A 25,320-nucleotide genomic window follows, 5' to 3' on the forward strand; every position below is an offset into this window, starting at 1 on the left:
TTGGTATGTAGGAAACTATGTAATGTAAAGTTCATGTAGGAAGTTCTATAAAAAAGCTGACGCAAAAGTTTGTTTGCGTCAGTCTTTTTTTGTGGTTCTATTTTTATGAAGTAAGAGGGAAACTTTAAATTCATTATCATCATATTCGAATTTGGGGATTCCCTGATATTTTTTAGCTATATCTAATACAGAACGGATTCCAATACCTTTTCTGTTCTGTGCTTTAGATGAAAGAAAAATCTGACCTTGCTGTTTTATTTTTCCCTCGTAACTGTTTTTGATTATAATGATGAAGGTGGCATTCGTAGGCATATATAACTGTACACGTATAAATCGTTTTTTTGAAAGCTGGCGGATACAGGCTTCTAATGCATTTTCAAGAAGATTTCCAAGGATAATACAAAAATCGGTATCCTGGATGGGGAGTGTATCTGTCAGGGAAACAGAAATTTGGATGTCAATTTGGTTTGCTAAAGCTTCTCTCTTATAATATCCAAGTATTGCATCTACAGCAGTATTACCGCTGTAAATTTCTGCCGCAGCAGGTTCCAGTCCGGAGATGCTGTCCTTTATATATTCTGCCATTCCAGGATAATCTTCTTGTGTTATAAATCCCTGAAGGGCAAGAAAATGGTGGCGCATATCATGCCGGATACGGCTTGTATCTTGAATATGCTGCTGCAGGTGCTCTAATTGTTTATGCTGTGCGGTAATCTGTGTGTCAGAGATATGCAGTTCTTCCCGAAACCGAGCGCTTTCACTTAAGCCTATAATCATTTTTAGTAGAATAATATACGTAGAAAATGATAGAAGAATCCATAGGAAAGGCAGCAAATAAAGTTCTGTTCCTGGGGAAAGAGTTTCTGTATTAAAAGAAGGTCCGATATACAGAGAATACAACAGATTATTACATAGAGGAACAATCCAGATGTAAGACCAGAGGGAAAGAGAACCACTTAGATCCAGGGCGGGACGCATCAGTTTCTTAAAAAATAAGAAAATAAAAGGGAATGTAACAACAATATTGATGAACATAGGCCATGCAGGGTAACCGGAGAAAACGGAAGGGAAATAACCGGTGACAGTATAATACAATAAATAAGAAAGCAGGATTACATTGTCGGCGTAACATTTGACAACAGAAGCTATAAAAAGAGCATGTACTAGTTTATAATCTACGGCAATATAAAAAATCAGCATTTCTGACAGCATAGTTATGGTAATGACACATGTCTGGATAATCCGAGAATTTTCCAGAAAATGTACGCTAAGAGCAGCTCCGAGAAGCGACAGAAGCGCAAAGACTGTGATGGAACTAAAGACGCGCAGCAGAAAAGGAGATTTAATTTTATCACGAAATGTATGATAAAGTATAAAAATAATGGGCAGAACAAAAAGAAAGATAACTATTAATGTGGAGAGGGAAAGATTCATATAGGGCATCTCCTGTTTACATAATCAAACATATAATTTGCGTAGGCTTGTGTAACTTCTTGATGCTTTCCCTTAGAAATGGGAATACATACGCCAGTTTTAAGAAGAAAATCTCCGCCTTCTAAGGATTCGATATAGTCCATATTTACCATGCAGTTTCTGTAACACCAAAGAAACTGGGGATAGGGCTTCAGCATAGGAGAAAAGGCATCAAAGGACATATAAGACCGAACAACGTTTGAAGTAGTGTGCACCTGTATATAGTGGTTATGATAGTCTGTGAAAACAATATCGTTGATAAGAATTCTGGTATACTGACGCGCCTCTTTCAGTTCAATATAATGTATAAAGCTCTGAAATATTTTTTCAAAATGATCTAAAGCTTCGGACAAATCGGCATAACTGTAAGGCTTCACTAAGTAATCCAGAGCATGAAGGCGGAATGCCTTGACAGCATGCTCTTTACTTGCAGTGGTGAAAATAATCTGGCAATTTGGGTAATGCCTGCGGATAAGAGAGGCGATATGATCTCCGTTTATCTGCTTCATATAAATATCCAGGATGACAAGATCATAAGAATGTTCTTTCAGTGAGGAAAGAAAACGAGACTCATCATGGAAGGGTTCAATCGTCATATGAACCTGATGTTCCTGGCAGTATTTCCGTATATTTTCATATAAGTACTGTATATCAGATAAAGAATCATCTACAATAGCAATCCGCATGAAAATTCCTCCTAAGTATATATACTTTAAAGAGCACACCGCAATGTATGCCTGTTCAGGCTGGCGGACTTTGTCCGGTAAGGTATACCCTAAAGGGCATACGTAATTCATGCCTATTTAGGCTGGTGAATTCTGCCCGATAAGGGATTATTTATAATTTTATCGTATACTTTGTTATGTGCAAAGGGGAAGAACAGTAAAAATAACAGAATTATAGTAAAAAATTAAAATTTAGAAGATTTTTTCGTACAAAATAAAATGGTATATAAATATAGTTTATGATATAAAACAATCGTAAAATATGATTGAAAAAGAACATAATATATGATATTATGCAATTAATAAAACATATCCGTGTTAATCAGAAGGAGGAAATTTGATGAGTAAAATTGATGAGATAACTCGTGAAAGCTGGATTATGAGTACATTCCCAGAATGGGGAACATGGCTGAATGAAGAAATTGAAAATGAAGAAGTCAAACCAGGAACAGTAGCGATGTGGTGGCTTGGCTGCACCGGAATGTGGTTTAAGACGCCGGGAGGTTGTAATATTACAGTGGATCTGTGGTGCGGAAATGGAAAGAGAACGCACGGAGACGGAAAGATGAAAGTTGGACACCAGATGGCAAATATGTGCGGGGCGAGAGCGATGCAGCCGAATTTAAGAGCAGTTCCGTTTGTCATTGATCCTTTTGCAATCAAACAAGTAGATGCGGTTCTTGCTACGCACTACCATCAAGATCATATGAGTGCAGAATATGCTTCCCATGTAATAAAAAGTGGTATGATGACAGTGGATGAAAACGGAAAAGAAATTCCTGTTCCATTTATCGGACCGAAAAAGTCGGTAGAATTGTGGCAAAAATGGGGAGTACCGGCAGAGAGATGTATAACGGTAAAACCAGGGGATTCTATTAAAATCAAAGATATAGAAATAATCGCACTGGATTCTTTTGACAGAACCTGTATCGTAACTACAGATTCCCAGGGCCCCGATAGAGAAGATTTGGAAGGAAAATGCCCGATAGATATGGATGACAAAGCGGTAAATTACCTGATTAAAACACCAGGTGGGACTATTTATCACAGTGGGGATTCGCACTATTCTATTTATTTTGCAAAGCATGGCAAGGATTATGATATTGATGTTGCATTTGGTTCTTATGGGGAAAATCCGGTTGGTATGCAAGATAAGATGACCTCTGTAGATATTCTCCGTATGGCGGAGGCATTAAGATGCAAGGTAGTGATTCCCATTCACTATGATGTATGGACAAACTTTATGGCAGATGTCAATGAAATTAAGGTACTGTATGATATGAAAAAAGATCGTCTGGGTTATGAATTCCATCCGTTCTTCTGGGAAGTAGGAGGAAAATATGTATATCCTGCAGACAAGGATAAACTGGCATATCATCATAGGAGAGGATTCGAGGACTGCTTTGAGGCTCCTCAGAATATACCGTTCCGTTCTCTTTTGTAAATCAGAGACCACTTTTCATAGAGAAGGAGTCCTCTCCTTTAGAGATGTTATAAATAAAGAGGGACAGATAGAGAAAAAGATGGTATGATGATTAAGATAATGTATGGACGGGGTGTACAGTAATGAAAAGAGAACGGGCATATGTAGAAGGAAGAAGAAGGCAGATACTTGCTCTTATGAAAGAGAATCCGGCAGTACGGGTAGACGAGCTGGCAGAAAAATTTCAGGTGTCGCTGATTACGATCCGCAGGGATTTGCAATATCTGGAGGACAAAAATCTTCTTGTCAGATTTTACGGAGGAGCTGTCTCTGCAAAGACAGAGCAAAAAGAGGATGAAGAGGTGTCCATGTATAGGAGACTTATCGCCGAGTATGCAGCGACGCTTGTAGAATCTGGAGATTCCCTGTTTATCAATTCCAGCAGAAATGCACTACAAATATTAAAGTATATTAAATGCGACAATGTGACGGTCATTACTAATAATGGGAAGGCGATTCAGACAGATTATCCAGAAGGCATCAGCGTGCTGATGACTGGAGGGGAGCTACGCCATCCAAAGGACGCAATGGTAGGAGATTTTGCTATCCGCAATTTGCAGACAGTATTTCCGAAAAAAGCATTCGTTGGCTGTTCAGGCATTTCTCCGGTATCTGGGATGACAACAGAGATTGCGGCAGAAGTAAAAATGAATGAATTAATGATACAGAATGCGACAAAAGATGTATATGTACTCGCAGACCATACAAAGGTAGGAAAAAACAGCAGTTTTACAAGTGCTCCGGTTGAACATATCGGGCATTTGATTACGGATGAAAAAGCGCCGGAGGATGTTCTGAAACAACTGAAAGAACGGGGCGTGCAGATTCATCAGGTTAGGAGAGAGGAAGAAGCAGGAGGCGTAAGCTTTGAAAATAAATAAAAAGGTGTTGGGAAATCTTACAAAATGTTATTCTATCGCGCCGCTTATGTACAATGGAAAACAGCATATTCTGGTGGCAGCAGAAAAGCATGACCCGTGTTATCTGTTTGATGAAGAAGGAAACAAGGTAGACACAGTATGGGAAGAACCAGGCGGGGTTATGAGTATGGTACAGGTGCCAGGAAGCAATGGGGTATTTCTGGCAACACATAAATTTTATTCTCCAAACGACTCAAAGGAAGCGGAAATTGTGATTGTGTCACCGTCAGAAAAAGAAGGATGGAAGATCCGTACCCTTGTGGAGCTTCCTCATGTACACCGTTTTGATATAGTCACGCGCAATGGTATAAATTACTTGATTGCATGTGCACTCAAATCGGGACATGCATATAAGGATGACTGGTCGATGCCGGGCAAGACATACGCGGCAGTGCTTCCGGAGGACTTAAGCGGCTTTGATAAGGAACATCAACTGGAGCTGACAGTTATCAAAGATAATATGCTGAAGAATCATGGTTACTATAAAATGCAAGAAAACGAGATGGAGATATGCCTGATTTCTTGTGACGAGGGAGTCTATAAATTTATTCCTCCGGCAGAGATAGGAGAAAATTGGGAAATTGAGAGGTTGACGCAAACCCCGGGAAGCGACGCGGTTCTTGTTGATTTAGACAGAGACGGAGAACCGGAGTTGATTATGATTTCTCCTTTCCATGGGCAAAATATATATATCCTCAAGAAAATAGACGGGGAATACAAAAAAGTCTACACATATGATACTGCAGAATTTGCTCACGCAATTTATGGAGGGACTTTACTTGGGGAGCCTGCCGTTATCATAGGGCACAGGAAAGGAGAAAGAAATCTCCTGGCATTTACATATGATGAAAAGGAAAAGCAATATAAAGTAACGGTTCTAGACAGAGATTGTGGTCCGGCGAATGTATGGAAATATGAAAGAGACGGTAAGGAAGTGCTGATTTCTACAAATAGAGAGATTGATGAAATCGCAATGTATATCTTTTAGGGGATATCTTATACAATGAGACTGCTGAAATGTGCAGAAAGACCGCAGAATCGGTTTCCCTCACCAAGGATGAAGAGGGAAATTTAGTCATTATGGATATTGAATCATATAACCGTAGGGAGAAGATGTGTAGTGTAATCAAGGAGGCGGCGGGATTATAGTTGGCTTATCAAGTAACAATAGAATATTAGAGCGAAAATCGTCACTTAATTGCAGGTGGCGATTTTTTTGTCCTTGCCCGTGGTGTGGAGGTGGGCTTATATTTCCTATCCCATCTAAAGTTCGGAACGGAACTCCTTAATTGGGCGTGGATAAAATCAGAAATTCTCATGTCAAAGAAGATTTTACAGTGAACTTGACACGGCCAATGAGCTCGATATGGTACAGTCTTGCGGAAAGGTCATGACTTTAAGGATTATATCTACTCAGATACCGTTGAGTTTGATTTGCTCAGCATAACCGCTGCCTGATGGATGGAAACTCCTTTACGACAACCAGTACCAGCATTTGACGGAGTTGGCAATTCCTATCCAAGGACTTTGCAGCCCCTTTTCTTTTTACAATAAATTGTTTGGATTATACCCCATTTTCTGAGAAATTTTTTGAGAATATTCTAATAAATCAGCAATGACGCTTTTTTTCATTTCTTCTGTTAACATTGCCTTAATTAATCCAATACTAATACCAGCAATAACAATTCCATTTAGGGAAAAAATAGGTGCAGAAATAGAGATTACACCTATTTGATTTTCTTCATTTTCTATAGCGTATCCCTGTTTTCTAATAAGCGCTAATTCTTGTTCTAATTTTTTAGCAGAAGTAATTGTATTTGGAGTTTTTGCAATTAGTTTGTGTTTGGAGATATATGCGTGAATACGTTCTTCTGACCAAAAAGCAAGGATCGCCTTTCCCACGCCTGTACAATAGAAGGGAAGCCGGGAATTGACCTGGCATACGATAGGAAGAACAAAATTATATTTGCTAACTTCTATATAAAGGACTTCTTCTTCCGACTCAATTCCCAAATGAATACTAGCTGTATACTTTGCCGCTAGTTCCTCCATATAGGGCTTAGTTATAATACGGATATCTAAAAAATCTTCTGCTTTCATTGCAAGCTCAGCAAGAAATAATCCCAGATGATATTTTTTTGTATCAGGATTTAATTCCACATATCTATGCTGTTCCAGGGTCGATAAAAGTCCATAAGTAGTCGCTTTATTTAGATTCATTCCTCTGGAGATTTCTGATAAACCACAGGTGCCATTATTTTCGGCAATAAACGCAACAATTCTAAGTGCCCGGTCAACAGATTGAATGGTTATCTTTGATTTTTTATCGTTCTCTTGTATTGTTTTCATATCTGGTTTCTCCTTCTCCCTAATACGTTATCTTAAAAATTATGGAAAAGCAAGCAAAAATATTTTAAGTTGATTATTTGTGGAAAGTATCTAAAAATATATAAATTATTTTGTACATAATTTTTATTGACAGTAAATATATAGAAAGTTAATATATAAATACAATGGTTGTTATTATAATACAATGGTTGATATTATAAAACAATAAGGAGGAGAAAATGAAAAATATTAGTATGAAAACAGTGACAAAGGAAGAATATGAAAATCTTGAGAGATGTATGGAAGAATTGCCAGACCCGATAGGAGCAAGAAATTGGGAGCCGGATAATACAATTATTGAAAAGATTAAAAAAATGCAGAAAACAGAACGATTGAGCAAATTGAGAGAACGGGTTTTGGATTCAAAACAGCAGCTTTATATTAAAGAAAGGGGAAAACTAGTTACTGAAAGTTATAAAGCGACAGAGGGAGAGGATGCAAATATCCGTCAGGCAAAAGCACTTGCTCATATTTTAGAAAATTATCCGGTATATATCCGTGAAGATGAATTAATCGTGGGTTCTGTAACACCTACCCCGCGCGGATGTCTTTGGTTTCCGGAAATCTGCGACTGGTTGATTGATGAAATTGATACAATTTCAACCAGGGAATATAACCCAACATATGTAACAGAAGAAGATAAGGAATATTATAAGAAGGAAATTCATCCATACTGGAAAGATCGGTGTAGTTTCTCACGTATTCAGAAGCAGCTTCCGGAAGAGATACGGGAAAAACAGAAATACGGACTCTGGTCGTGCGGAATTTCTATGGAGCAACCGATTGGTCATATCTTGTCTTTGGATAAACATAGGTTAGAAAGAGGAATTAAATGGTATAAAGAAGAGGCATTGAGATTGATAGATACGGCGGATCAGACAGATCCTAAATATGTAGATAAATTACAATTCTGGAATGCTATTGTGATTATCTGTGATGCGGTACATGTATTTGCGGAGCGTTATGCAGACGAGGCGGAAAAGATGGCGAAAACATCACAGAATAAAAAACGTAGAGACGAACTTTTGAAGATTGCTAAGACACTTAGGAAAGTTCCGTGGAATGCACCAGATAATTTTTATGAGGCAGTACAGTCGGCATGGTTTATGCAGTTGATTTATTACTATGAGTCAAATGCAGTTGCTGAGTCTCCGGGAAGAGTAGATCAGAAATTTTATACATATTTTAAGAAAGACCTAGATAATGGAGAACTGACGCTGGAAGAAGCAGAAGATATTATAGCATGTTACTGGTTGAAACTGGCAGAGACAAACAAAGTATATACGCAAGGAGAGTCGCGCTATAGAACCGGAAATCCTATGTTCCAGAATATAAGCTTGGGTGGTACAGATGTCAACGGAGAAAGTGCGGTCAACGAATTAAGTTATTTATGCTTGAAAGTAGAAGAGTTTGTACATCTAGATCAGCCCAATGTAGCGGTTTGGGTAGAAAAAAATGTACCGGATGATTATCTGGAGACTGCTGTAAAAGTAATTCGAAGTGGCGGTGGAAAGCCTATGTTTCTGGGAGCCGATTCCAGAATCAATCATTTTAAAAAAGCATGCGGACTGTCTGAAAAATCGGCACGAACCTATGATTCTGTTTGTTGTTCTTTTATGTGGCACCCACACCTCCCTAATATGGATCATGCGGCTGACATTAATCCGGGAATTGCACTGGAATATGTTTTTACAAATGGAAAAGACAGAAAAACAGGAGTACAGGTCGGACCGCAGACTGGAGATCCGAAGGATTTTAAAAATATCGAAGACGTTTATCATGCTTTACAGAAGCAGATACAATACGGAATTAAAATGGCTGTGATGCATGCAAATACAATATATAAAGTATGGCAGGATTTTCTGCGTATGCCTTATACTTCTATGTTCCAAGGAACAAGTCTGAAAGATGGATTAGATATTACATGTGGCGGTTCATTAGGACATAGTGCTGCCATGGGCGTATCGGTAGGACTGGTAAACTGTATTGATTCGCTGGGAGCTGTTGAGAGAGTAGTCTTTGATGAGAAAAAGGCTACAATAGAGGAGTTGGTTACGGCTTTGGATAATAATTTTTCAGGGTATGAAAAACTTCAAAAAGCTCTTCTTCAGGCGCCTAAATATGGAACCGATAATGAATATGTAGATAAGTGGATTGTACCTATAGAACATACGATCAATCATGAATACCTGAAATATCCAATGAGATTTGGACGTTTACGTAAGAATCCGGTATATATTCATCTGTCGGCAGGAGTGTTATATGGAAGTATGATGGGGGCGACTCCAGACGGGCGTAAAGCAGGGATGCCGCTTGCAGAAGGAGGAATATCTCCGATGCAGGGTCTGGCTTTGAATGGACCTTCTGCGTCTATGCGCAGCGCTGCAAAGTGGGATTATTCGGAAATCAATTCTGTTGTATATAATCAAAAATTCCATCCACGTGCACTTGAGAAAGAGGACGATGTTCAAAAATTAGCCAGCCTGATACGGATTTATTTATGTAATATGGGAAAAGATGGACGTGGAGCAAACCATGTGCAGATCAATGTCGTATCGGCAGAAACACTTAGAGATGCACAGGAACATCCGGAAAAGTACAGGGATTTAATTATCCGCGTTGCGGGCTATACAGCATTTTTTACAGAAATTTCCAGAGATTTACAGGATGACTTGATTGCAAGAGTAGAATTTGAATCTGTAGGGTAAATATAGAGGTGACAAATGTAATGAAATCGGGATACGTATTTGATATACAGAATTGCTCTATGCATGACGGACCGGGTCTGCGCACGACAGTCTTTTTCAAAGGCTGTCCGCTGCGGTGCCTGTGGTGCAGTAATCCAGAATCCCAAATTCAACCCCCGCAGATTATGTTTTATGCAGATAAATGTATAGGATGTAAAGAATGCATAAAAGTGTGTGAGACAAAAGCGGCGGAAACAGGAGTAGGATGTACAGGCTGTGGAAAGTGCGCAGAAGTCTGTTTACATGATGCAAGAAGAATAGTAGGAAGAACTATGACCTCTGAAGAGGTATTTGAGGAGATAAAAAAGGATAAATTGATTTATGAGCGTTCCAATGGAGGTGTAACTCTCAGTGGTGGAGAAGTATTGATGCAGCCAGAGTTTGCAGTCGAGATATTGAAACGCTGCCGGGAAGAAAATATACATACGGTACTCGACACAACCGCATATTGCCGGCCAAAGATTTTTGAATCTGTAGCAGAATATATTGATCTGGCCTATGTTGATATGAAGGCAATAGACAATGAAATTCATAGAAAATATACAGGGGTAGATAATACATGGATCTTACAAAATTTTCGGTATTTAGATGATAATAAGATTCCATTTGCTGTACGAATGCCAATTATTCCAGGATATAATGATTCAGAAGAACTGATTGACAGAACCATTTCTTTTCTAAAAGAGCTGAGAACAGAATTTATGGTATGTCTGCTCCCGTTTCACGCATATGGGAAATCAAAGTATGAAAGAATAGGATGGAAATGGCCTATGGGGGAATTACCAAATATGGAACGCCACGAATTGGAACCAATGTATGAAAAGTTCAAAAAAGCAGGATTGCATGTGATGATTCAATAAAAATTTCAGGAGGAGTAAAAGGTGAAAATAGTAGTTTTGGATGGATATACAGAGAATCCGGGTGACCTAAGCTGGGAAGGGATTGGAAAGTTTGGCGAACTGATCGTATATGACCGGACAGATATTTATAATGAGGAGGAAATACAGGAAAGAATAAAAGATGCAGAAGTAGTCTTTACAAATAAAACTCCGATTTCCAGAGAAAGTATGGAAAGCAGCAGAAATTTAAAATTTATAGGTGTGCTTGCTACAGGGTACAATGTAATTGATATACAATCAGCGAAAGAAAAAGGGATAGTAGTTTCTAATGTGCCTGCTTATGGAACAGAGGCGGTAGCACAATTTTCCATTGCACTTCTTTTGGAAATCTGTCATCATATTGGACACCACAGCCAGACAGTAGCAGAAGGAAGATGGGAAAAGAGCTCAGATTTTTGTTATTGGGATTATCCATTGATAGAACTCTTGGATAAAACGATTGGAATTATCGGATTTGGAAGAATCGGACAGGCAGAAGGAAGAATTGCCAAAGCAATGGGGATGCATGTGCTCGCATATGATTTGTATCCAACAGAAAGTGGAAAAGAGATTGCAGAATATACAGATTTGGAGACACTGATGAGCAAAGCGGATGTAATTACACTCCATTGTAATTTGACACCAGAGAATACAGGAATGATCAATAAAGATACAATTGCTAAAATGAAAGACGGCGTAATTCTTATCAATAATTCGAGGGGGCAGTTGATCAATGAACAAGATGTTGCAGATGCTCTCAATTCTGGAAAAATCAGTGCGGCAGGATTAGATGTGGTGTATACAGAACCAATACGAGGAGATAATCCACTATTAAAGGTAAAAAATTGTATTATTACGCCACATATTTCATGGGCTTCTAAAGAAAGTAGACAGAGGATTATGAAAATCAGCGAAGAAAACCTGGAAGCATTTGTAAAAGGAAATCCGATTCATGTTGTCAACGCATAGTTTTCGTAAGAAAATCTTCACATATATTCTTTGTGAAGATTTTTTTATAAAAAAAGTGTGGTGAAATAATAAAAAGTGAAGTATATACACGGTATTTAGAATAGGGATGCGGATGAATGAATATTAAATTTGGAGATAGAAAACTCCGTAAATATCAGAAAAAGAGAGGATTGTTATTCTGAGATAAAAGTTGAAAAAGTGTGGTGGCATATATTTTGCTAAGTAAAAAGATAAATCCCAAAAGAAAGGATGGAAAAAGAGATGGGAAATTATCTATTATTTAGAATTGACAGCAGATTGGTACATGGGCAGGTATGCACTGCTTGGATACCGGAGAAAGGCATTAAAAGGGCGGTGATTATTCATGACGAATATGCACAGGATCCTTTTTTATGTGACCTGCATGAGATGGCAGTACCTTCCGGAGTGAGGTGCGACACAATAACAACTGAGGAGGCGGCAAAACAATGGAGAGAAAATCAGTTTGGAGATGAAAACACAATCGTAATTTTTCAGACGCCAGAACATGCGATGAAAGCATATGATGAAGGGATTAAATTTAACAGAATTCAAGTTGCTACGTTAGCAGGAGAAAAAAATTCTGTATGCGTATATAAACAGGTGAATGTCAGTATGGAACGCGCAAAAATATTTCAGGAAATGGATAGTAAGGGAATTAAAGTATATTGTCAAATGTTTCCTGCGGATACAGAAACATCTATGATAGAACTGCTTAATCAGTCGAGAAATAAAAAGGCATTGGGACTATAAAAGAGGGGAGGAATTTTTTTGATTACATTACAACAGGCGTTATTGATTGCTTTATTTTACTTTTTAATTTTGAATCCATGGTTTACTATGGCAGCTAATCAACTGAGAAATCCTGTTTGTATCGGGATTTTTCTGGGAATTATCATGGGTGATCCAATCCAAGGAACAATATTGGGCGGTATGATACAGACAATGAATATGGCGCCTACTACAGTAGGAAATACAATAACGATGGATTTGCAAATGGCATCTTTTATTGCAATTCCTCTTGCAATGGCAGCAAATTTGGAGACGGAAGTGGTTATGGCGGTAGCAGTACCATTTACAGTTATCGGAGCTTTTTTACAGCCATTGTGCCGTTCTTTAAATCAGTTCGGTATTGTGTTGACGGATAAAGCGGCAGAAAAAGGAAATACAAGGTTGTTTTATTTTGTTTCGCTGTTTTTCCAACCGATCATACAGTTCCCGATTTATTTTGGACTCATGTTTTCTGTATTATTTTGGGGACAGGGAGCCATGAATTCTATACTTGCAGCTATTCCAGAATGGATGATGATTTCTTTTATTACACTGGCAAAATTTCTCCCTGGTATTGGATTTGCATTATTCCTAAAGAGTTCAGGACATAAAGAGAAATTTCCTTTGTTTTTCCTTGGCTTCTATATTATGTATTTCTTTAGTGAACAGATTACATTGATCGGCGTTACGATCATAGCAGCATTAATTGCAGTTATGATGGTAAACAATAAGAAAACAGCAGAACAATAATAGAGATGGAGGAAAAATGATGGGTGAAGAAATAAAAGTTCCAAAGAGTTTAGATAAATGGACATTGTTTAAAGTATTTTATATGTCGAGTACCTTTATATCAAATTTTATTACATATCCCAGATTCTATGGGACAGGATTTGCAGCGGCTGTATTACCTGCGATTAAGAAATTATATAAAAACAAACCGGAAGAAATCAAAGATGCGATGAAATCATATGGAGAAGCTTATTATTTGGCAGAGCCTATGACAGGATGTGCGGTGACAGCCATTATTCTTCGCATGGAAGAAGAAAGAGCAGCAGGACACGACATCCCCCGGTCTACAATGAATAATCTAAAAACAGGCGTTATGGGTGGTCTAACAGGATTTGGAGACACAATTTTTACAAGTACATTGAGGCCGTTAGCGTTGTCAATCTTTACTCCGATGGCGATAGCAGGAAATATCATGGGTCCGATCGGGTTTATTCTATTTAAAACAGCATGCCGATATGGATGGGCGGTTTTCATGTTTACAACATGCTACAAGCTGGGTAAAAATGCTCTTGGGAGTATCATGAAACAGGGTTCCGGAATCATGGGAAAATTAACGGACGGGGTTATGACATTGAGTATGATGGTTATGGGTGCAATGGTGTGCAAATATGTGACGCCGTCTATTGCATTATCCTATACAAGTGGGGAAACTACGGCGTCTGTACAAACAGTGCTGGACAGTGCTTTACCGGGTTTACTGCCATTGGGCTCTGTATTTTTAATTTATTATCTTATGAATAAAAAGAATTTAAGCGTAATAAAGATTATTTTAATATTCCTGGTAGTTTGTATTATCGGTGCACTCTTGGGAGTATTTGCATAGGGAAACGGGTAAATAAAATGCAAAGAAAAAAGCGGGTAGAAGAGTTTGTCTTGTATCAATGGAATAAAGCAAAGAATGAAAAGCAAGATATACATATAACTGCGGAAATGACAGCGGCCGCATTAAATATATGGAGAAGCGATGCTTCCAGGGACTTAAATAGCCTGGTAAAAGACGGGATTTTACAGAAAACAGATACGTACCCAGTATGTTTTTTCCCAAAAGAGAAAAAAATATCTGATTTTTCGGATAAACAAAAAACGTTTGAGCCATTTGAATCCATAATAGGATGTAAAGGAAGTCTGAAGAGCCAGATCCAGATGGCAAAAGCCGCGGCAGTCTACCCGCCATACGGTCTTAATATTTTCATTGCAGGAGAAAGCGGTGTTGGGAAAACGATGCTGGCAGCAGAAATATGGCGTTATGTGTGCTATATGAGACAGAATAATTCCGTGCCTTTCGTTTCTTATAATTGTGCAGAACATGCGGATAATCCACAGCTTCTGTTATCTCATTTATTCGGACATAAAAAAGGAACTTTTACTGGTGCAGATCAAGATAAGCCGGGAATTATAGAGATGGCTAATGAGGGAGTATTATTTTTGGATGAAATACATCGGCTTCCAAATACAGGACAGGAGATGCTTTTTACGGTGATGGATAAAGGTGTTTTCATCCCATTGGGCGGTATATATGAAAAATCTGTTCATTTAATGATTATCGGAGCGACAACAGAATCCGTAGACAATGCTGTGTTAGATACGTTTAAAAGAAGAATGCCGATAGTGCTGAAAATCCCTCCTTTTCGAGAACGACCGCTTTCAGAACGGCTTGCATTGATTACTATATTTTTTACAAAAGAGAGCGAAAAGCTGAAAATGCCGATATACGTGGAGAAGGAAGCTGTACGGTATCTAATTGCTTTTGAAAGTAAGACAAATATAGGAGATTTAAAAAATGAAGTCCAGATTTGCTGCGCTAGAGGATATCTGCGTTATATTGAACAGGAAAAAACAGATACAGATTATATTTTAGTACAAAAGCAGGATTTGTCGAGAACTATTATTTTAGAACAGAACAGAGAAACGTCAGTGGAGGAATTCATAAATCGCGAAATAACCGGTGGAAAAATCTGTATCACAGCGCAGAAAACAGATTTGAATCCGGAAAATGAAAAACAGATTAGCTTTTTCAAAAACAGAAAAAGAGGATTGGAGGAATTTGCTTCGCCAGGCATATGGAAACTTGCCAGACAAATAGTGGAAACTGCGGAGTTAGAACTCGTAGAAGAATATAATGATAAAACTATACAGGCTATTGCGCTGTGTCTGGAAGAGATTCGTTTTTTTACTCATCAGGGAGGGGTACCGGATGAGTCGGATACATTATATGCTTTAACCAGCCTTCAGAATAGTAAGGAAGGAATTTTTGTGATGTCTATTCGTCCTTTGCTTGAAGAACATTTTGATATGAAATTAATAGACAGTGAAGTCTTACTACTGGCGTCGGTTTTAAGACAGCATGCAAATAGCTTTGACAGAGAAAAGTTGAGAAAAAGCAAATTTGGACTAATACTGGCATCATCCTGTAAAGAACGGGCAATTTCTATGGCTAAAAACATTAACAGAACATTTAGTGAAAAATTAGCGTATCCGGCTGAAATTAAATCGAATACAGAGAAAAATCTAAAGTTAGAAGAAATAATAGATGCGGTACGTAAATTGGGTAATGCTAAGGGAGTTATTATATTGACAGATGAGAGGACTTTATTTCATACCCAAAAGTATATAGAAAAGTATACCGGCGTAAGCTGTTATATTATTCCAAAACTAACCATTCAAATTGCTATTGAAATAGCTAAAATGATATTGGTAGCAGGTGATGGACAGGAAATTAAAGCAATTTTTAATATCGGAAGGCGGAGTGGCTCTTTGGAGAAGCTAATCAATATATTGACAGGAAAAGGAATAAAATAAATGATTTTATATTTTATCAGACATGGAAAGACAAAACTGAATTTTGAAAAAAGAATATCTGGAGCGCGTGTAGATGCCCCGCTTTCCAGTAGCGGTATCTTGGAGCTTAGAGATTATGTGAAGGAAAAGCTCTATCCGGCAGATCCGGGAAACTGTTATGCCAGCAATATGAAACGGACGCAGCAGACACTTCATGTAATATATCCGGATAGGGATTGTAAGTATACAGCATTATTACAAGAGAGAGATTTTGGAGCCATTGAAACAGAAAAAGACAGAGAGAAGATTATACGATGGCGTAAAAGTATTTTTGATGAACAGGGAAAGGAGAGGGAAGAAGCATTTGGATCCGGAGAATGTACTCGGATTTTTGCTGAAAGGGTAAATAGAGATTTTCAGAAATTTTTAGATGCACGTTTTGAAAATGAAGAAAAAAAGATTACAGTATGCGGTCATGGAGCATATCTGCGTCAGCTTGGATTTAATTATGGGATAATGCAGCTGGGCGATTATAGAAATTTGGTTTGTAATGGAAAAGGAGTTGTATTCGATATAAAGCAAATGCATCCAGGAAAATATAGCATGAAAATAATAGATTTTATTGGCGGAGGCTATATGCGAGAAGTCATGGAAATAAGAAAATTTTTAGAATAGATGGAATAATTAGGAGGCGTATTATGATACAAAAATTTAAACCAGATAAAATTGAAAAAGGCTTAACTGGAATTATTGTGTTAAGTCATGGCCCAATGGCGGTGGGAATGCTGGATTCTGCGGCTGTTATTCTTGGAAACGAAGTGAAAAACAGCGCAGCATTTTGTCTAGAAGCAAATGATGATCCAGAAAAATATGGGGAGACAGTGCAGAATGCGATTGAGTCGTTTCAGAATGACTGTCTGATATTTGTAGATATTATAGGCGGAACACCGTATAATCAGTTACTTCTTACTTCTAGAAAAAAAGGGAAGATTCCTCTGGCAGTAACAGGAGTGAATTTACCGATGGTAATCGTAGCGTCATCTTTACGGGCGTCTGGAATGAAAGGAGATGAACTGATAGAAACGATGATAGAAGAAACGAAAGCGGGAACAATCAATGTAAAAAAGCGGCTTGAAAAAATGGTGAAATAACAGGGGGGAGAATATTGAAGCTCATATGGAGGAGAAAATACAAGACAGAAAAAGAAGCACGTCAGTTTATGGCATTCATCCAGGTTATCCTGGTACAAGAAGTCGGAAAACTGGCGGAAAAAGAAGGGAAAGATGTAAAAGAGGCAGGGATACTTGCACTTCTGCATGGTATTGCATTACTCTTCTTAAATTTGGAGAGGGCAAATCAGCTCTCTTTTCTTGATGTGGAGAATATGATACGGTTAAAAGAACAGATTATTATGGTAAATATGAACTTTGCATTTGGAAAGAAAGAAGTAACAAATGAAAGAATTGAAGAATTTTCAAAATTAATATACGAAATATTAAAGCTGACAGGTTTGAATGGAACAGATGAAAAAGAAATAGTTATAGAGCGCATCGGTGCCTCTCTATGTGAGACTTTACTACTAAAAAATAAAGAAAATGTACAAAATATATTAAGGAAATTGCAGGAAATGACAGGCCGGGAAATAAGTAGAATCAGCAGGCTACAGAAGACAGCTTGTTAGAACAACTAACCTGTAAATTTTGATGAGCCCCCTTCTAAGAAGAGAAGTGAAATGCAGACTTTCTACTTGGAAGGGAGCAAACTTTTAAATGAAAATTTTTGAAAATATTCGGATGTTTTTCTTGTTATTCCTTGAGAGCTTCAATGAACTGTACAATTTTTTCTCCTGCCTCTTTTTCATCCGGTCCTTCTACTTCCAGCAAAAAAGTTGTACCTCGGGAAAGACCGGCAGATAGGATGCTAATAATACTTTTTGGATTTACTATTGCATTTCCAGAGATTATTCTTATATCACTCTGTACGTTCCGGCATAATGCGGCAAAATCGGACGCAGGTCTTGCATGGAGACCAGTTTCATTTTTTACAGTTACTTCTTTTTTAAACATGTTAAAAATCTCCTTTTTTTATATTTTTCTCATTTAAATAAATGAGATGACTCACTTCGTCAGATGTTTTAGCGTGCTCTATTTTCCGCATAAACGATGGATCTTTCAGCAGGTGAATCAGAGAAAACAGCGCTCTTAAGTGTTCTTTTTTATCGATAACAGATAAGAGAATAATATAAGAAACTGGCTTCGGACCATCTGGTGTAGGAAATAAAACAGAGGCTTGCAGGCGCGTAAGCGCTATACCTAGTTTATAGCTGTTTTGTCCCGGAGAAGCGTGAAGGAGGGCAATGCCTTCCGAAATAATATAATAGGCTCCGTATGTTTCTGTAATATGGATTATTTCTTTTAAATAGTTTTTGTGAAAATACTGTCTTTCAAATAGAGGAACCGCAGATTGATAGATGGTATCTTTCCAGTCTGTACAGTGGGTATCCAATTGTATAAATGCAGGCGTAAGCAGCTGGTACAGACAGGGAGAAGAGTCCCTTTCTAAGGAAGGCGGGGTATAATCGGCGGCATAATAAATAGCTTCTGTTATCTTCCCAAAAACCTCATCTGCATTTTTGTCAACAAGTTTATAGAATACAGGGCGTATAGCATTTATAATCCGTTCAATTGTATTATCAGCTATTACAGCAGCAGGCTTGATTCCGGCATTGTGCATATCCCTTATTTTTTTTGAAATTCGCATTAAATCCTGATTTGTAATATTACCGGAAACATTTATAAATTCAATGGGACTTTGGTAGATGGGAATTGCCGAGATCAGCAAATCGGCATCCTCCGGAGTCAGTGAGGATATTTCCCAGGAATTTATTAGGCGTGTAACATGAATATTTGTAAAACATGAAAGTTTTGCCTTTATAAACTGTGAAGTCCCTGTGCCGGTATTGCATGCGACGACGACACGGTAAACATAATGATTGGAACGATACCGTTCTATGGCGGCGCTAAAATGTATGGCGATATAAATGATTTCCGTTTCGCTAAGTGGGCGCTGAAAATAGTCCTCTACTGGTCTGATATTCTCTTTTACCGCGCGGATAACGTCAGATTGTGTATTGCGAATATCGTTTAAAACAGGATTGTCGTTTTTATCTGTTACGGAGATTGTAGCGATAGAAATCAAATGACTGGAAAGATTTTCTAGTAATTGAAAATCGTGTTTTAAATCAATATGTAGATAATCTGATATCTTATCTATCAATGCAGTTGTCAATAATTGTATTTCCATAGTGTTGCGAGAAGGTCCTGCAATACCGGAAGGAGAGATTAAATTTTTCAATGTAGAAGATAAAAATAGTATTTCTGAACGTATGACCGGTATATTACAGACAGCAGAAAGGAAAGACAAGATTTTTTCTGCACAGCAGCAGAAATCAGGTTCTCTGATTTGATACATATCGATATAATTTTTTGTATGTATTTTTTCTATTGCAAAGTTGAGATAATAATTTAATATAGTAAACGTCTGATCAGAAAGAGAAATCCCCAATTCATGCTGTATCTCGTAAAGTACATTTTGTGTGATTTTGCGATTATCTTGTCTGGTTACAATATTAGATTTTAAAATCAGATTCAGTAAAAATTCATTTTCTGTGACTGTTTGCTCAATAAGCTTTACAAGCGCAGAGCGCTTCTCGTTTTCCGTATTTTTTAAAATCAACCCCTTGTTAGAGGAAGAGTACATCTTTAATCCCAATTGCTGGGTATATTCCCGCAAAAGAACAGAAGTATTGATAAAGGTAGTCCGACTGACAGAAAGCTGTTCGGCCAGTTGATTAATAGTTGTGTATTTTTCTCTGAAGAGCAGAATGATGGTTGTTACAATACAAAGCTCTTCCTTGGAAAAATGATAGAAATATAAATTAGATTCAGAAGCTCTTAAGTTCACATATCGTTTAATTTCTGTGAAATTTTCCGGACAAATAATGACACCCTTCTTAATTTGTATTTTTTCATAGTGATGTTCGGATAATAGTTCATTGATCATATTAATATCATTGCGAATAGTCTGCGTAGACACCTGATATTTGTTAGCCAAATCTTCCAGTGTACATTCTGTCTGGTAGGAAAACTCTACAATAAGTTCGATAATACGCTTATACATAATTAAACACCTCTTTACATATTTTTGACAAAAACGTGAATTTAAGATAGTGCTTTTTAATTATATTATAAATATTGTACGATAAAAATATAGTTCATAAAATTTTATTTAGAAAAAATTACCTGAACTAAACATTTTAAATCGGATGGGATAGTATAAAAGTATATTCAGTGTGTGCACAGATTGAATCGGAAAAAAGAAAAAATTGGGACAGAATACTTATTTTAGGAATCTAAGGAAATTATCTATTAAGCACAAGAGGAGAAAACCTTATGGAAATTGTAAAGGAAATTATTTTAGGTATTTATAATGCCGGAGCAGCGGTATTTTTACCACTGGTATTTTTTATCGTTGGATTGTTCTTCAGAATGAAGCCAACGAATGCATTGCGCGCAGGGTTAAAAGCAGGCATTGGTCTGGCAGGTGTTTCATTAATCACAAATTACCTGATTACAACCTTAACACCCGTAATTGAATATTATGCAAAGACAAGCAGTGGCGCGAGATTTGACATTGTAGATGTGCCATGGTCCGTATCAGCAGCGCTGCCGTTTGCACTTCCTATTTCTGTATTTTTAATTCCATGTTTTGCTGTACTGACTGTTCTGCTGGTGCGTTTCAAGGTATTCCATACATTGCAGCTTTCTATATGGGATTATGGTCAGCAGCTGACAGTGATCGGGTTTATCTATGTATTATCAGGAAATATGATACTGGCCGTTATCTGTGGATTTTTAAATTTTGTTTTCTGTATATGGTGCGGAGATAAATATGCTCCCAAATGGTCGGAAACATTAGGATTGGACGGAACCACTTCTTCTAACGTAACACAGATGAGCATGGCGTTTCCGGTATGTTGGGCTGCGAATAAAATCATGGATCATATTCCAGGCATAAAAAATAATAATTTTACACCTGAAAAGCTCAGCAAAAAGATTGGTATATTTGGAGAACCTGCTGTAATCGGTTTGATTGTAGGTATGTTTATGGCGATTATTACAAAACAAGACATTACTTCTATATTCAGTATCGGCATGGGCGTTGCAGCTTCCATTGTACTAATACCTCATACGATCAAGATTTTTCTGGACGGAGTAGGTACTCTGACGCAAGGAGCGCAGGCATGGGCTGGAAATAAACTGGGTGAGGGTCATAAGGTTTATATAGCGTGTGACATGGCTATGTCGGTTGGCTCTCCGGTCGTTATTACGATCAACAGTTTGATGATCCCTCTGGCAGTTGCGTTTGCATTGATTGTTCCTGGATTTAGGTACTTTCCTACTGGCTTGATGGGAGGCATTATTTATATGGTAGGTATATGTACTGTATACTGCAAAAATGATTTCATACGTTCTTTTGTATGTTCTATGTTGTATGTATTTTTTATGATGTCACTGATGAACTATCTGGCTCCTGAAATAGGACAGGTTTTTGCATATCTGGATCCGACACTGACAGGAACGATTACATCTCCAACAGCATTGGATTGGTTTAGCATTATAGGATGTATTATAAAACGGTTGTTCTTTATGTAATTTTATAAGATCAGGAGTGGGAGTTCCCCTCCTGATCTGCAAAGATTAGTTTACTTCTGGGAAAGGGACGGAAAATGAAAAAAATAGTAAACGCGAAAATAGTGACTCCGTATAGATACTTGGAAGGGTATGATGTCGCATATGAGAAGGGAAAAATTGTAAAAATTGAAAAAAATATTGAAAACTGTGAGAAGATCATAGACGGACAGGGGCTGTTGCTGGCACCGGGATATATAGATTTACATATTCACGGAGGAGGAGGTTATTCCTTTATTGAAGAAAAAGAAGCGGCGGTTTGCCATGCAATGGATGAAGTTGTAAAACATGGAGTAACCTCAGTATTGGCATCCCATATGGTTCCTATAAAAAAATTAGGAAAGATTTACCGGAAATATATGGAACGCTCTGAAGGACCGGAAATTTTGGGGCTTCATGCAGAGTGCGTAGACTGGGAATATATTTATGGAGATCCAATGAATGAAGGAAAGAAGACGCCGGATTATAGTATAGAAAAGTGCAAAAAAATAGTAGAAGAAATACCGGTGATAAAGAGAATAGGAATAGATCCATGCATCAAAGGGGCGCCTGAAGTTACCAGATATTTCGTATCGAAAGGAGTGACAGTCTCTATTTCACACTGCGGACCGGCGGATTATAAGCAGATTATGAAATGTGTAGAGGCAGGTGCAAATAGTGCAACACATTTATACACAGGTATGTTTGGATTTTATCGGGATAATGATACGGGAGAAAGATTTCCAGGGTTGATTGAAGACTGTCTTTTGGAACCAGATATATATGCGGAAGTTATCGGTAATGGGAAACATCTCACCGGACCAATGTTAAATTTCATATACAAAAATAAAGGAGTACAGGGGATGTACCTTGTTACAGATGCGGCTACACGGAGAGAGCCTTTTGCAGAAGGGGAAGAAATGGTTGTTCCCAATCATTTACCAAACAGGATCAGTATAAAGACAATGGCTCCTATGGATTATATTGTGCAGCAAACATATCGTTGTTCTAATATCCCCCTGTTGGATGTAATCAGAATGGCGACCCTTACTCCAGCGCAGGCGATAGGAGTTGCTCACCGGAAAGGGAAAATATGTGAAGGGTATGATGCAGATTTTGTACTTTTAGATGGAGAATTGAATGTAAAGGCAGTGATTGCCAGGGGCAAAATCTGTAAGGAGCTTGAACACTAAGGAGGAGAAGATGAAAAAAGAGGATATTCTGGTGGTTGACGCAGAGGCAAGCGATTACAAAGAAGCAATTGAACATGCGGGAAACTACCTTTTTGAGAAAGGATATGTAAAGGAGAACTTTGTGGAAGAATGTTTGAAACGTGAATTGACATATCCAACCGGATTGCCATCAGCAATTCCGATTGCGATTCCACATTGTTCCAGTAAGTTTGTGAAGAAGGAGGGGATGTGTGTCTTAAGATTAAAAAAGGAAGTAGATTTTCATCGAATTGATGATATCGAACAACATGTCAGTACATCGCTTATTTTTAATCTTGCTTTAAAAAAAGATGAGGAACATGTTACATTTTTGCAGAAGTTTGTATTGGCGCTTGGAAGTGAAGACGGAGATTTTGCAAAAGAGTGTCTGACGCAAAAGAAAGAGGAAGTGGCGGAGTTATTCGCTAAATATGAAATTATATAAAAAATATACATGCAGGGAGAAGGGAATTGAAACATGGGAAAAAAAATTGTATTTGCATTTGATGGGAGACGGCAGCCGGATCCTTATCATGGGCGCGACGATATTGCGGGACTGATCAGACAGAGCGAGAAATATGGATATGAAGTCGTATGCACGTATGACGACGGTTTGTTTTGCGAGGGCGGAGATTACCGTTCTGTGGCGCGCAGAATTGAAGAAGAAGGACCGGACTGGGTTATTTATTCAGAGGAATATCTAAAGACGGTGGAAGACTGCGAAATTCTGGTTATTATGTATAATGGAGTAAATAAAGTTCTTCTGGAGCGTGCCAGGAAACTAAAATATATTGCCGTTATGCGCAGTGGTTTGGAAAATGTAGATGTGGAAGAGTGCAAGAAACGAGGCATTAAAGTAAGTAATTGCCCGGGAAAAGTCTCTGAACCGGTATCGGAAATGGCGTGTACGATGATTTTAGATGTGATGAGAAGTGTGACGGCGGTGAATAAAAGCTGGAAGCCCGGAAATGGTTTTCAGGCAGTGGAAAGCAGTAAGTTATCCTGCGAAACGACAGTGGGTATCGTTGGATTTGGGATAATTGGGAAAAAGGTAGTAAAAAAGTTAAGCGGTTTTGATTTTCGATTTATTGCCTATGATCCGTTCGCTGATGCAGAGGTTGCAAAAAAGCTGGGAGTACATCTGATCAGCCTGGATGAATTAATGAAAAATGCCGATATTATAACAATCCACGCACGTCTGCTTCCCGAAACAGAGAATCTGATCGATGAAGAAAAAATTGCGTTGATGAAGCCATCGGCTTATCTTATTAATACAGCGCGGGCAGGCTTAGTAAATGAAGAAGCATTGATTAAGGCTTTAAGGGAAAAGAGAATAAAAGGCGCTTCTTTGGATGTGTTTAAGGAAGAACCTCTTCCGGATAATCACATTTTACATCAGCTGGATAATGTGGTTCTTACACCACATATGGCAGGAAATGCGGGCGACGTTATGTTGTTATCAGTAAAGATGATGATGGAAGAAGTAATACGTTACATGAACGGTGAAAAATTAGAAAGTCAGGTTGTTTAGGAAGGAGAAAAAGAGTATGAAATATGGATTTATTGGTGTAGGAAACATGGGATATTTTATGGCAGGACATTGTCTGAAAGCAGGCTATGAAATGGTAGTCAGCAGTACACATGCAAAAGATGCTGTGGCAAAACTGGTTAAGGCAGGAGCAGAGGAAGTGGCTTCCAATGCAGAAGTAGGACAAAAAGCAGAACGCATTTTTCTTTGTCTGCCCAACGGGGATGTGGTAAAAAATGTTATAGATGAATTGATAAAAGCTGAAAATTCAGTAGTAAAGGAAATTTATGATTTTAGTACGGTAGGGCCGATGGTTTCAAAAGAGTTGGGAAAGGAAGGAGAAGTAAAAGGATATAAATACTACGACTGTCCTATAGCCGGGGGAGTTGCAGGCGCTGAGGCGGCGACGTTGTCTATTATGATTGGATGTGCAGACGAAGAATTTGAAAAGGTAAAAGAAGTCGTGTCACCGATGGGAAAACACATTATGCATGCAGGAACAGTAGGTTCCGGATCCGCAGCTAAGATGTTTAATAATTATTTGGGGGGCTCTGAATTAGTTGCATGCTGTGAAGTAATGGTGATGGCAAAACAACTTGGCATGGATGTAGAGAATTTGTTCCAAATTATCAATAAAAGCACAGGGCGAAATTTTGCTTCTGAAATGGCAATTCCGGGTTTCTTAAAACACCGTGATTTTACGCCGAAGTTTACGACGGATTTATTCTACAAGGATATTAATATTGCTATGCAGACTGCGGATGAACTGAAACTTCCGGTAACAATAGGACCGGCTACCCTGCAGGCGTTTGGGGCAACACGTGCAATGGGATGCGGGCAAGAGCATAGCATTGCTGTTGTAAAATATTATGAAGCATTAGCCGGGGTAAAAGTGAACGAGGAAGATTAGGAA

General features: G+C 38.2%; 24 protein-coding genes. 19 read left to right on the forward strand and 5 right to left on the reverse strand.

What is annotated here, in order from left to right; all coding sequences use genetic code 11:
• Nucleotides 1-78: 78 nt before the first annotated feature.
• On the reverse strand, nt 79-1,434 hold the full coding sequence (locus ACZ5C4_RS00645; protein ID WP_464519343.1) for a sensor histidine kinase: 1,356 nt from the start codon (nt 1,432-1,434) through the stop codon (nt 79-81).
• Complete coding sequence (locus ACZ5C4_RS00650; RefSeq protein WP_464519344.1) at nt 1,431-2,159, reverse strand: LytR/AlgR family response regulator transcription factor; 729 nt, start codon at nt 2,157-2,159, stop codon at nt 1,431-1,433. Before ACZ5C4_RS00650 ends, ACZ5C4_RS00645 begins: the two co-directional genes overlap by 4 nt.
• Before the next feature lie 379 nt (nt 2,160-2,538).
• Between ACZ5C4_RS00650 and ulaG the strand changes: the two genes are divergently transcribed.
• The 4 genes from ulaG to ACZ5C4_RS00670 all read left to right on the forward strand — a co-directional run bounded on the left by ulaG (nt 2,539) and on the right by ACZ5C4_RS00670 (nt 5,750).
• Complete coding sequence (gene ulaG, locus ACZ5C4_RS00655) at nt 2,539-3,642, forward strand: L-ascorbate 6-phosphate lactonase (RefSeq protein ID WP_464519345.1); 1,104 nt, start codon at nt 2,539-2,541, stop codon at nt 3,640-3,642.
• A 122-nt stretch (nt 3,643-3,764) separates the two neighbouring features.
• Entirely contained in the window at nt 3,765-4,562 is a 798-nt protein-coding gene (locus tag ACZ5C4_RS00660) for a DeoR/GlpR family DNA-binding transcription regulator (RefSeq protein ID WP_464519346.1), read from the forward strand.
• On the forward strand, nt 4,549-5,589 hold the full coding sequence (locus ACZ5C4_RS00665; RefSeq protein WP_464519347.1) for a hypothetical protein: 1,041 nt from the start codon (nt 4,549-4,551) through the stop codon (nt 5,587-5,589). The genes ACZ5C4_RS00660 and ACZ5C4_RS00665 overlap by 14 nt, the downstream gene beginning before the upstream one ends.
• A gap of 29 nt (nt 5,590-5,618) precedes the next feature.
• On the forward strand, nt 5,619-5,750 hold the full coding sequence (locus tag ACZ5C4_RS00670; RefSeq protein WP_464519348.1) for a hypothetical protein: 132 nt from the start codon (nt 5,619-5,621) through the stop codon (nt 5,748-5,750).
• A gap of 396 nt (nt 5,751-6,146) precedes the next feature.
• On the opposite strand, the gene ACZ5C4_RS00675 is transcribed toward ACZ5C4_RS00670, so the two are convergent.
• Entirely contained in the window at nt 6,147-6,950 is an 804-nt protein-coding gene (locus ACZ5C4_RS00675) for an IclR family transcriptional regulator (RefSeq protein ID WP_464519349.1), read from the reverse strand.
• Nucleotides 6,951-7,168: 218 nt separating this feature from the next.
• On the opposite strand from ACZ5C4_RS00675, the gene ACZ5C4_RS00680 reads away from it, so the two are divergent.
• The 10 genes from ACZ5C4_RS00680 (at nt 7,169) to ACZ5C4_RS00725 (ending at nt 17,620) form a co-directional block, all read left to right on the forward strand.
• Nucleotides 7,169-9,697 (forward strand): glycyl radical protein, encoded by a 2,529-nt coding sequence (locus ACZ5C4_RS00680; protein WP_464519350.1) that lies wholly within the window; start codon nt 7,169-7,171, stop codon nt 9,695-9,697.
• Between the two features lie 20 nt (nt 9,698-9,717).
• Nucleotides 9,718-10,596 carry a glycyl-radical enzyme activating protein gene (locus tag ACZ5C4_RS00685; protein ID WP_464519351.1) on the forward strand — a complete coding sequence of 293 codons (879 nt, stop codon included), beginning with the start codon at nt 9,718-9,720 and terminating at the stop codon, nt 10,594-10,596.
• 21 nt (nt 10,597-10,617) lie between these two features.
• On the forward strand, nt 10,618-11,583 hold the full coding sequence (locus ACZ5C4_RS00690) for a D-2-hydroxyacid dehydrogenase (RefSeq protein WP_464519352.1): 966 nt from the start codon (nt 10,618-10,620) through the stop codon (nt 11,581-11,583).
• A gap of 261 nt (nt 11,584-11,844) precedes the next feature.
• Complete coding sequence (locus ACZ5C4_RS00695; protein ID WP_464519353.1) at nt 11,845-12,354, forward strand: PTS sugar transporter subunit IIB; 510 nt, start codon at nt 11,845-11,847, stop codon at nt 12,352-12,354.
• Between the two features lie 18 nt (nt 12,355-12,372).
• Complete coding sequence (locus ACZ5C4_RS00700; protein WP_464519354.1) at nt 12,373-13,122, forward strand: PTS sugar transporter subunit IIC; 750 nt, start codon at nt 12,373-12,375, stop codon at nt 13,120-13,122.
• A gap of 16 nt (nt 13,123-13,138) precedes the next feature.
• A complete protein-coding gene (locus ACZ5C4_RS00705; protein ID WP_464519355.1) occupies nt 13,139-13,984 on the forward strand; it encodes a PTS system mannose/fructose/sorbose family transporter subunit IID in 846 nt (281 codons plus the stop codon).
• Between the two features lie 17 nt (nt 13,985-14,001).
• Entirely contained in the window at nt 14,002-15,960 is a 1,959-nt protein-coding gene (locus ACZ5C4_RS00710; RefSeq protein ID WP_464519356.1) for a sigma 54-interacting transcriptional regulator, read from the forward strand.
• Entirely contained in the window at nt 15,961-16,614 is a 654-nt protein-coding gene (locus tag ACZ5C4_RS00715) for a phosphoglycerate mutase family protein (RefSeq protein WP_464519357.1), read from the forward strand.
• A 23-nt stretch (nt 16,615-16,637) separates the two neighbouring features.
• A complete protein-coding gene (locus ACZ5C4_RS00720) occupies nt 16,638-17,090 on the forward strand; it encodes a PTS sugar transporter subunit IIA (RefSeq protein ID WP_464519358.1) in 453 nt (150 codons plus the stop codon).
• A gap of 14 nt (nt 17,091-17,104) precedes the next feature.
• Entirely contained in the window at nt 17,105-17,620 is a 516-nt protein-coding gene (locus tag ACZ5C4_RS00725) for a hypothetical protein (protein WP_464519359.1), read from the forward strand.
• Nucleotides 17,621-17,744: 124 nt separating this feature from the next.
• On the opposite strand, the gene ACZ5C4_RS00730 is transcribed toward ACZ5C4_RS00725, so the two are convergent.
• Nucleotides 17,745-18,005: an HPr family phosphocarrier protein gene (locus ACZ5C4_RS00730; protein ID WP_464519360.1), complete on the reverse strand. Its 261-nt coding sequence runs from the start codon at nt 18,003-18,005 to the stop codon at nt 17,745-17,747.
• A gap of 1 nt (nt 18,006) precedes the next feature.
• Nucleotides 18,007-20,118, reverse strand: coding sequence for a BglG family transcription antiterminator (locus tag ACZ5C4_RS00735; protein WP_464519361.1), 2,112 nt, complete (start codon nt 20,116-20,118; stop codon nt 18,007-18,009).
• A 272-nt stretch (nt 20,119-20,390) separates the two neighbouring features.
• On the opposite strand from ACZ5C4_RS00735, the gene ACZ5C4_RS00740 reads away from it, so the two are divergent.
• From ACZ5C4_RS00740 to ACZ5C4_RS00760, 5 genes are all read left to right on the forward strand, one after another.
• Nucleotides 20,391-21,653, forward strand: a complete 1,263-nt coding sequence (locus ACZ5C4_RS00740; RefSeq protein ID WP_464519362.1) for a PTS transporter subunit IIC — start codon at nt 20,391-20,393, stop codon at nt 21,651-21,653.
• A gap of 74 nt (nt 21,654-21,727) precedes the next feature.
• Nucleotides 21,728-22,861: an N-acetylglucosamine-6-phosphate deacetylase gene (locus ACZ5C4_RS00745; protein WP_464519363.1), complete on the forward strand. Its 1,134-nt coding sequence runs from the start codon at nt 21,728-21,730 to the stop codon at nt 22,859-22,861.
• 10 nt (nt 22,862-22,871) lie between these two features.
• Entirely contained in the window at nt 22,872-23,324 is a 453-nt protein-coding gene (locus ACZ5C4_RS00750; protein ID WP_464519364.1) for a PTS sugar transporter subunit IIA, read from the forward strand.
• 33 nt (nt 23,325-23,357) lie between these two features.
• Nucleotides 23,358-24,410 carry a 2-hydroxyacid dehydrogenase gene (locus ACZ5C4_RS00755; RefSeq protein ID WP_464519365.1) on the forward strand — a complete coding sequence of 351 codons (1,053 nt, stop codon included), beginning with the start codon at nt 23,358-23,360 and terminating at the stop codon, nt 24,408-24,410.
• A gap of 16 nt (nt 24,411-24,426) precedes the next feature.
• Nucleotides 24,427-25,317 (forward strand): NAD(P)-dependent oxidoreductase, encoded by an 891-nt coding sequence (locus ACZ5C4_RS00760; protein ID WP_464519366.1) that lies wholly within the window; start codon nt 24,427-24,429, stop codon nt 25,315-25,317.
• Nucleotides 25,318-25,320 lie beyond the last annotated feature (3 nt).

It is taken from the genome of Mediterraneibacter flintii, from assembly GCF_055387595.1.